1 protein-coding gene is annotated in these 1,964 nt (G+C 69.2%); it reads left to right on the top strand.

The features are described 5' to 3' along the window. Positions 1-1,964, top strand: a 1,964-nt coding sequence (locus AB0D49_RS41710; protein WP_362769505.1) for a hypothetical protein, incomplete at both ends; no start/stop codon positions are given.

Here is a 1,964-nt window from a genome sequence, read left to right as displayed (position 1 = left end):
ACGGGGGCCAAGCCGGTCACCTCCTCCGCTGTCACCGCCACGCAGTCCGACGCGGCCACGTTCAAGGCCGGGGACGCGGAGGAGTCGACGGTCGGGGTCACCTACCGGATCACCCTGACCGAGAACGACGCCCCGGTGACCGGGCCCATCGACCCCGTGCGGGGCGAGGTCAACGTCAAACTGCCCGGCGAGCTGATCGGACTGCGCTACTCCCCGGAGTCCCGGCAGGTCGACATCAGCACATCCGACATCAAGCTCCCCGCCAGCCTCATCCACCGCCGTATCCTGTTCACCGGCCAGGACGACCCGGTCTCCACCATCGCGAAGGATCTCGGGGACGCGGTCAAGCCGGGCACGGCCGGCCGCTCCGACCTGACCCGCATCCTGGACGAGGACCAACTGCTGGACGCCATGCCGTCGGCGCTGCACGGCCCGGTCCTGGTGCCCAAGGTGCTCAAGGGCGACAAGGGCAAGAACACCCTGCTGTGGATGAGCGCCGCCTACACGTCCGCGGAGGCGATCGGCGCCCACTCCGCGGCGGCCTCGTACAGCAGGACCCGGGACGCCCAGGGCGGCTCCAACCGGGACTCGGCGACCTCGGTGGGCCTCGGCGGCGACATCAGCGTGGGCTACATCGCCGGTCTCTCGGGGGCTGTGGACGCGGGTGCGGAGACGAACTTCGGTGTCACCCGGACGACCACGTACGACTCGTCCGTCTCCGATCAGGGCACCCGCAGCGTCCAGATCACCGGGGACGGCGCGATGGTGCTGGTCAAGATGAAGGGGACGCTCTCCTTCGTGAGCGCGGGCTACTCCGTGCCCACCGACCAGGAGTTCACCGAGTATGTGTGGATGCCGGCCGGTGAGGCGGCCGAACTGGGTCTGTCCCTGCCCCTGGACCTGCCCGCCGAGCGGTTCACCGACGCCCCCCGCCAGTATCTGCCGCCGTACACCAACGACAAGGGTCCGATGGGGCCGTACGACGTGCTGCACCCCATGGCCCAGGACGGGGTGCGCAATGACATGATCCAGAATCAGATCAGTGAGTTCCTGCGCAACCGGGCCGACAAGAAGGACTTCCTGCCGCAGCCGGCGGACCTCGGCACCGAGCCGAGCGCCGACACCCTGGCCAAGCTCCTGGCCAACCAGGCCGAGATGGACAAACTGTCGCTCGTCAGTCTGGCCGGAAAGCTGGACGACCTGGGCGCCGGGGTCACCGTCACCTTCCAGTCCCTGACCCCGACCAACACCTTCGACTACGAGGTGACGGTCCGGGCGGTCCGCGACCAGGACGCGGTACAGCACAAGGGCCTGCTCGACCACCGTGCGATCGGCTCCGGTGTGAAGTCCGTCAGCGCGGCCAACTCCCGGCGCAACAGCGCCACCTCGATCACCGTCGGCGGCACCGGCCGGGTGAGGTTGCTCCCCGTCGCCGGAACCGCCAATGTGGTGTTCGGCAACAAGAAGACCCGGTCCATGGGGGCCGCGAGCGAAGTCACCACCTCGACCGCGCTGGGGGGTCAGACGTCGGTCGGCACCCATGCCTTCGACGTGCCCCTCACCTATGACATCACCGTCACCAAGGTCCGCCGGGCACGCTACGACTTCACTCTGGGCCGACAGGCGCCGTCCGCCCAGGTCCTCGCGCGGACCGGGACCCCGGTCCCCGGACAGCCCGTCGTGACCCCGCCGGGCGCCCAGCAGACCCCGGGCCGCGGCACCCAGCCCACCCAGTCCACCATCGTCCCCGAGTCGCTCCAGGTGCTCACCAACACGGTCCGGGTGGCGATCTCCGACGATCTGACCACCTCGGAAGCGCCCGGGAAGTTCGAGCCGCGCCAGCCGGTCACCACGCAGACCCTGAAGACACCGATCAAGATCACGGACCTGGTCCGGACCGCGGTGGACGACCTCAAGGGATCGAATCAGGTGTACTTCCAGGCGCCCCTGACCGGTCTGCCCAC

The sequence above is a fragment of the Streptomyces sp. NPDC048290 genome (genome assembly GCF_040652095.1).
Lineage (GTDB): Bacteria > Actinomycetota > Actinomycetes > Streptomycetales > Streptomycetaceae > Streptomyces.
Note: the sequence above shows the minus strand (reverse complement) of the source record. Positions and strands in the feature narration are given on the sequence as shown.